This is a genomic window from Thermodesulfitimonas sp. (genome assembly GCF_052743955.1).
Genome location: NZ_JBRAIN010000093.1, coordinates 1 through 6504, shown reverse-complemented (window position 1 = coordinate 6504; position 6504 = coordinate 1). Strand labels below are relative to the sequence as shown.

The following is a 6504-nucleotide window of genomic DNA, read 5'->3' as shown; positions in this document are numbered from 1 at the left end:
AATTTTCTGAAAAAGCCCGTTTATCCCGCACGGTTTGCGACAAGGGGAAAATTAGCGTGTAAACATGCCTTTCCGATGCCGAATTCGCTTTGCTCCCGCGGTATAAGGCGACCGGAAGGAGTAAGAGCGATACGGGGAGAAGAACTTTGGCGGCGCGAGAAAAAAGTTTTTCTTCTGGTGCAAAAACTTTAGGAAAGACTTAAATTTTTCGCGGTGTCCTGCCGAAATATAAAAAAGGAACGTTAGGCCAAAAAGGAACGTTAGGGCCGGGATTCCTGGGGTATGTTTGATGGCCAGACCAAAACCTAATTGCTGGGATTACCTGCACTGTCCGCCGGAACACAAGAACGACTGCCCGGCTTATCTCCAGAAAATGGGGCGCCGCTGTTGGCGGCTTACCGGCACGCGGTGCCACGGCGAACAGCAGGAATCCTTCTTGCGGAAGCTTGCCCAGTGTTTCAAGTGCGAGGCCTACCAGCAGATTACCCGTCTTAAATGGTACGATACGATTTTCGTCCGTTTCGGACTTTTTGTGGTGCTGCCGATTCTCTGCGTGCTCAATGCTGCCCTGATCGCGACTTATTTTTTTATCCATAGCTTGCCGCACTTCCTTTTAGTAGCGGGCGTTGCCACCTTCACGAGCGGTTGCCTGGCGCTGGCCCCGGCCTTTAAGGTGGGGAAGCCAATTGCCATCCTGCGGGAAAAGGCCTACCAACTCGGCCTCGGCAATTTGACGGCGGCGGAAGCGCTTGTTCCCCGGCGGGATGAGTACATGCTGCTGGCGATCGCGCTCAACGACTTAGGAGAAATGCTGCGCGAGATGGTGGGTAAATTTAAGCAAAACATAGAGGTTCTGTCTACTTCAGCCGCGGAGCTGACGGCCAACATGGAACAGTTATCGTCGGGAGCGGGGCAGACCGCAAGCGCCATCGGTCAAGTTGCGACCACCACCGATAGCATCGGCGAAAACCTCCGGGGGATGGTGACGATGGCGTAGGAAGCTTCTGCCAGAGCGGACGAAGGGAGCCGGGATATCGGGGCGGTCAAGACCCAGATGCGGGCTATAGAGGCAGCGAGCGAGAAGATTGAAATGGTTATTGGGGGCTTGAGTCAGAAGGCTCGAGAGATTACCCAAATCACGGAGCTTATCACGCAGATTGCCGACCAGACGAATCTCCTGGCGCTTAACGCCGCGATTGAGGCCGCCCGGGCTGGAGGGCACGGGCGTGGGTTTGCGGTGGTGGCGGCTGAGGTACGCAACCTGGCGGAGCAGTCGGCGCGGGCGGCGGAGGAAGTCCGCAAACTTATCGTGGCGATTCAGGGTGAAACGCAGTACGCGGTGGGCGCCATGAATGAGAGCGCTGAACTGGTTCGCACCGGTGGCGCGGCGGTGGCGAAGGCCGAGGCCTCTTTCCGCATGGTTATTGAGGGTGTCCGGGGATTAACGGAACGGGCCGAGGAAATTGCCCGGTCGGTTCAGGAGGTCGCTACCGCTGTCGGCAGCGTGGCGGCGGCGCAAGAGCAAAGCGCGGTAACGGGAGAGGTAACGGTCGCGGCCGAGGTGCTGGGGAAAATCGCCCGCGAGGGGCAGACCCTGGTGGAGCATTTCAAAGTTTAAAGGATCCTTTGCTTGTCAATAAGGAAAAACCCGTGGGTCCGTCCGGCCGTGCGCCGGACCTTTGGTTTTTGCCGGGGAAAAGCGGGGGGCTCCTGGCTCCGGTTTCCCCTCAGGGTTCGTAGACCACCGTGATTGTTCCCGCATCGCCTGCCGTGACGGAACCGATAACGGCAGCAGTAGTGACATTTCGATTTTTAAGCGCGGCTAACAAGAGGTTGATCCGGTCGGGCGAGACGGCGATAAAGAGGCCCCCCGAAGTCTGAGGGTCGCAGAGGAGATCTCGCAAAACTTCCGGTACCCCGGCGGCAAAAGAAACGCAGGGCGCTACGTAATCGCAGTTGGCGTAAGCTCCGGCGGGGAGAAGCCCAGACGCCGCGAGTTCCCAGGCTTCGGGCAGAAGGGGAACAGCGGCTGCGTTAAGCGTCAGGTGGACGGCGCTCGCCCGCGCAAGCGCAAGCGCGTGGCCAAGGAGGCCAAAGCCGGTGATGTCGGTACAGGCACTGACCCCTGCTTCCTGCATTGCCGCCGCCGCGGCCCGGTTAAGGGTAGCCATCTCCCGGCAGGCCTCTGCGACTGCCGCTGCCGGGGCGAGGTCTGCTTTCAGGGCCGTGGTAATCACACCCGTACCGATCCTTTTGGTGAGCACAAGCAGGTCGCCTTCACGGGCGCCCCGGTTGGTAACGAGTTTTGCGGGGTGAACGAGGCCGGTGACCGCGAGCCCGTACTTCGGCTCCTTGTCTTCGACGCTGTGACCGCCGACGAGCAGCGCCCCTGCTTCTGTAATCTTGTCGGCACCGCCGCGCAGGATGGCGGCGAGCGTTTCGAGTTCACCGCACCCGGTGGGGTAGCAGATGATGTTAAGCGCGGTAAGCGGCTGCCCGCCCATCGCGTATACGTCGCTCAAGGCGTTGGCGGCGGCAATCTGGCCGTAAAGGTACGGGTCATCCACTACAGGGGTAAGAAAATCCACCGTCTGGATGAGGGCGAGCTCATCCGTGAGCAGGTAAACGCCTGCATCGTCCCCCGTTTCGATGCCCCCCAGCAGACGCGGGTCGGCCGTGGCCGGCAGGCCGCTCAGTATTCGGGCCAGCGTCCCGGGCCCGATTTTAGCTGCTCACCCGGCGCTTCTCGTCAGCGCCGTGAGTTTGGGCGCCATCTTTTAAACCCCCTCTTTCTACTTTAAGATTCGCGCGCCCGCTGCCGAAATCCTTCTTAAAGCAAAGACGCACTTTTTTAGGGTGTGACGGGCGGGCGAAAGATAATCCTTGAAGCGGCGGCGGCGCGTGGCGTATAATCGCAGTAAGTATAGTTATGGTGGTGCACTTACGGGAGAGTATTCCGGCAAGTAAAAAGTTAGTTAGCTGCGGAAAAGGTACCACCCTCATAACCCGCGCCGCGGGGAGAAGAAAAGGCGGCGTTGACTGGAGGGAGGTATAAGTGTGGCACGGCGAGCCACTCCGGAAGAGGTTCGGGCGGCCTGCGCCCAAGAGGAACTCGGCTGCGCGCGGACGGACGCGATCGCGCCGCTAGAGGCGATCGTAGGGCAAGAGCGGGCGGTCCGGGCGCTCGAGTTTGGCTTGGAGATTGACGAGCGGGGCTTCAATATCTTTGTAGCCGGTCTGCCGGGGACCGGTAAGAATACGGTGGTCCAGAGCTTTTTAGAGAACCTGGCGAAAACCAAACCCACTCCGCCCGACTGGTGCTACGTCTATAATTTTAAGGAACCTTACAACCCCCGGGCGATAGAGTTGCCTCCTGGCCGGGGTATGGCGTTCGCCCGCGATATGAAGGAGTTCATCGCCGCCGCGCGGCGGGAGATCCTGCGGGCTTTCGAAAGTGAAGAGTACGCCAAGAAGCGAGAAGAAACGGCAGAAAGCTTCAATAAACGCCGCAGCGAGCTTTTTGCGGCGCTCAACCAGCGGGCGGAGGATGCGGGCTTCTTAATTCAACCCACCCCGACCGGGCTCTATATCATCCCCGTTATCGAGGGGGAGCCGGTGAAAGATAAGGATTTTGCCAATTTGCCGCCGGAGCGGCAGCGGGAGATCCTCCGCCGCCGGGAAGAACTCGAGGAGGATGTGGCGAGCACCTTCCGGGAGGTGCACCAGATCGAGCGGGAGGCTAACCAGGCGATCCGGGATCTCGACCGGCAGGTGGCCGGTTTTGTGCTGGGCCTTTTGGTGCGGGACCTCACGGAAAAATACGCCTCGATTCCTGCGGTACTTGCCTACCTGGAAGCGGTGCAGGAGGACATTATCGAAAACCTGCCCCTTTTCCGGGGTGGTCAGGAGGGGGAACAAAAGGGCCCGCCGTGGGCGAAGGAGGACCCCTTCCGCCGTTACGAGGTCAACGTTCTTGTAGATAACAGCGAACTCACCGGGGCACCGGTGGTGATGGAATACAACCCCACCTATAACAACCTGATCGGGCGAATCGATCGGGAGGCTTACTTCGGCGCCTTAGTTACCGATTTTACGATGATCCGGGCCGGTTCTCTCCATAAAGCTAACGGCGGTTACCTGGTTGTTCCTGTGGAGGAGCTCTTACGCAACCTCTTCGCCTGGGACGGCCTCAAGCGCGCGCTCAGGGAGCGGCAGGTGGTCATCGAGGACGCGAGTGAGCGCTTCGGCTTTTTCACGACGAAGACGCTCCAGCCGGAGCCGATCCCGTTAAACTTAAAAGTGATTCTGCTGGGAAATCCCCTCTTTTACTACCTGCTCTACCACTACGACCCCGATTTTCAGGAGCTCTTCAAAGTCAAGGCGGAATTCGGCACGCAGATGGACCGGACACCAGAAAATATCCGGAAGTACGCCGCCTTTTTTAGCATGCTCTGCGAAAAAGAAGCGCTTTTGCACCTGGACGCCTCGGCGATGGCAAAACTCGTTGAGTACGGCTCCCGCTTGGCCGAAGACCAGCGAAAACTTTCCACCCGCTTTTCGGAGATTGCGGACGTGGTCCGGGAGGCCTGTTACTACGCCCGTAAGGAGGGCGCCCCATACACAACGGAAGCGCACGTGCGCCGGGCGGTAGAGGAGCGTTTCTACCGGTCCAACCTGATCCAGGAGCGCATCCAGGAGATGATCGTGCGCGGGGCGATCAAGATTGATACTACGGGAGAGAAGGTGGGCCAGGTAAACGGCTTAGCGGTAATCTCCCTCGGCGATATCAGCTTCGGGAGGCCGCAACGGATTACGGCTACGGTTGCCGCCGGCCGGGAAGGCGTAATTGATATTGAGCGGGAGGCGAAGCTCGGCGGGAGAATCCATACCAAGGGCGTCCTCATCTTGAGCGGCTACCTGAACGAAAAGTACGCGGCCGAAGCGCCACTCAGCGTGAGTGCCCGCCTCGTCTTCGAGCAGAGCTACGAAGGGGTGGAGGGGGACAGCGCCTCGAGCACCGAGCTCTACGCCCTTTTGTCGGCGTTATCCGGGCTGCCTATTAAGCAGGGGCTCGCCGTCACCGGTTCCATCAACCAGAAAGGCGAAATCCAGGCGATCGGCGGCGTTAACGAAAAGATCGAAGGCTTCTTCGACGTCTGTAAGGCCAAGGGGCTGACGGGAGACCAGGGCGTGCTCGTTCCGGCGGCCAACCGGGATAACTTGATGCTTCGGGAGGACGTGGTGGAGGCGGTAAGAGAGGGACGTTTCCATATCTACTTCGTTGAAAACGTGGACGAAGGCATCATGCTGCTAACCGGCGTGCCGGCCGGCGAACGTAGGCCGGATGGCTCTTTCCCGGAGGGAACAGTTCACGCCAGGGTCGCGGCGCGCTTCAAAGAGATGGCGCAGCAACTCCGGGCGGCGAAGGAGGAGAAGGAGAAGAGAGCGGGGCGGGACGAGAGCGACGGCCAGGAGGAGAAAAATGCCGGCAATGGTGCAGGAGATTGAAGTGCCGGTGGGCCGCTTCACGGCTCTCTGGAGCGAGCGGGGGCTTTCCCGCCTCCTTTTTCCCGGCACAACGCCTTTTCCTGCCGCGAAAGGCACCGCTGCTACGAGTGCCGCGGCAGGGGGGCTGGTGGCTCCTTGGGCCGCAAAGCTGGCGCAACTCCTAAAGGTCTACTTTAACGGCGGGGCGGTTACTTTCGGGGAAATTCCGGTTGATTTTACGGGCTACACGCCTTTTCAGGTCCGGGTGCTCCAGTTTATCCGGGCGGTTCCTTACGGCACCGTGGTTACTTACGGTGCGGTGGCCGCGGCTCTTGGCCGCCCGGGAGCCGCGCGCGCGGTGGGACAAGCGCTCGCCCGCAACCGAACACCGGTGGTGGTTCCGTGCCACCGGGTGGTAGGTCGGGGGTGGGGTGGCGGTTTTGCCGGCGGCCTGCGCTGGAAGGAGGAACTCCTGCACCTGGAAGGCGTTGCTCTTCTTCGATAGTTCTTCGCACGGACCGGCGGGATAAGCTTGAGGGCATGTAGGTGACGCCAAGCGGGCGGGGTGTTGACGGGGCGGCGTTTTGTGGTAAAATAAACGTTAGTCTTGTTTTTTACCGCACGGAAAGGGTGGTTCTGAAGCGGGCGCTTACGTGCCCCACCTTTGTCCGGCGAGTCTCCGGGATGACCAGAGGAGGGGTTCTTTGTGTACGCGGTTATCGAAACCGGCGGCAAGCAGTATCGGGTGGCGGAGGGCGAGAAGCTTAAGGTCGAGAAGTTCGACGCCGAAGTAGGGGCAACGGTTAACCCGCGCGTGTTACTGGTTGCCAAAGATGGCGAGGTTCACGTCGGTACGCCGGAACTTGGCGGGGCGAAGGTTGACCTTAAAGTGCTCCGCCACGGGAAGCGCAGGAAGATTATCGTCTTCAAGTACAAGGCGAAGAAGAACTACCGGCGGAAAAAAGGGCACCGGCAGCCCTTCACCGAGGTGCTGGTGGAAAAGATCAGCTTGTAAGA

6 protein-coding genes are annotated in these 6504 nt (G+C 59.8%); 5 read left to right on the top strand and 1 reads right to left on the bottom strand.

The genetic code is table 11. The annotated features are described in order from the left end of the window. Positions 1-289: 289 nt before the first annotated feature. Positions 290-997 (top strand): two-CW domain-containing protein, encoded by a 708-nt coding sequence (locus ACUVTA_RS07905; protein WP_445952411.1) that lies wholly within the window; start codon positions 290-292, stop codon positions 995-997. A gap of 57 nt (positions 998-1054) precedes the next feature. Then, positions 1055-1618 carry a methyl-accepting chemotaxis protein gene (locus ACUVTA_RS07900; RefSeq protein WP_445952410.1) on the top strand — a complete coding sequence of 188 codons (564 nt, stop codon included), beginning with the start codon at positions 1055-1057 and terminating at the stop codon, positions 1616-1618. A 109-nt stretch (positions 1619-1727) separates the two neighbouring features. On the opposite strand, the gene selD is transcribed toward ACUVTA_RS07900, so the two are convergent. Then, positions 1728-2774 (bottom strand): selenide, water dikinase SelD, encoded by a 1047-nt coding sequence (gene selD, locus ACUVTA_RS07895; protein WP_445952409.1) that lies wholly within the window; start codon positions 2772-2774, stop codon positions 1728-1730. Between the two features lie 283 nt (positions 2775-3057). Here selD and ACUVTA_RS07890 point away from each other — a divergent pair, with 283 nt between their 5' ends. The 3 genes from ACUVTA_RS07890 (at position 3058) to rplU (ending at position 6502) form a co-directional block, all read left to right on the top strand. Next, entirely contained in the window at positions 3058-5508 is a 2451-nt protein-coding gene (locus ACUVTA_RS07890; RefSeq protein WP_445952408.1) for a Lon protease family protein, read from the top strand. After that, positions 5483-5992, top strand: coding sequence for a methylated-DNA--[protein]-cysteine S-methyltransferase (locus ACUVTA_RS07885; protein ID WP_445952407.1), 510 nt, complete (start codon positions 5483-5485; stop codon positions 5990-5992). Before ACUVTA_RS07890 ends, ACUVTA_RS07885 begins: the two co-directional genes overlap by 26 nt. 201 nt (positions 5993-6193) lie before the next feature. Beyond that, the gene (gene rplU / locus ACUVTA_RS07880) at positions 6194-6502 is read left to right on the top strand and encodes a 50S ribosomal protein L21 (RefSeq protein WP_445952406.1); all 309 of its coding nucleotides are present in this window, start codon (positions 6194-6196) and stop codon (positions 6500-6502) included. The last annotated feature ends 2 nt before the right edge of the window (positions 6503-6504 follow it).

What these genes read in the sequence shown, in the direction of transcription:
- ACUVTA_RS07905 (WP_445952411.1), top strand. Translation starts at nt 290, where the DNA reads ATGGCCAGACCAAAACCTAATTGCTGGGATTACCTGCACTGTCCGCCG.
- ACUVTA_RS07900 (WP_445952410.1), top strand. Translation starts at nt 1,055, where the DNA reads ATGCGGGCTATAGAGGCAGCGAGCGAGAAGATTGAAATGGTTATTGGG.
- ACUVTA_RS07885 (WP_445952407.1), top strand. Translation starts at nt 5,483, where the DNA reads ATGCCGGCAATGGTGCAGGAGATTGAAGTGCCGGTGGGCCGCTTCACG.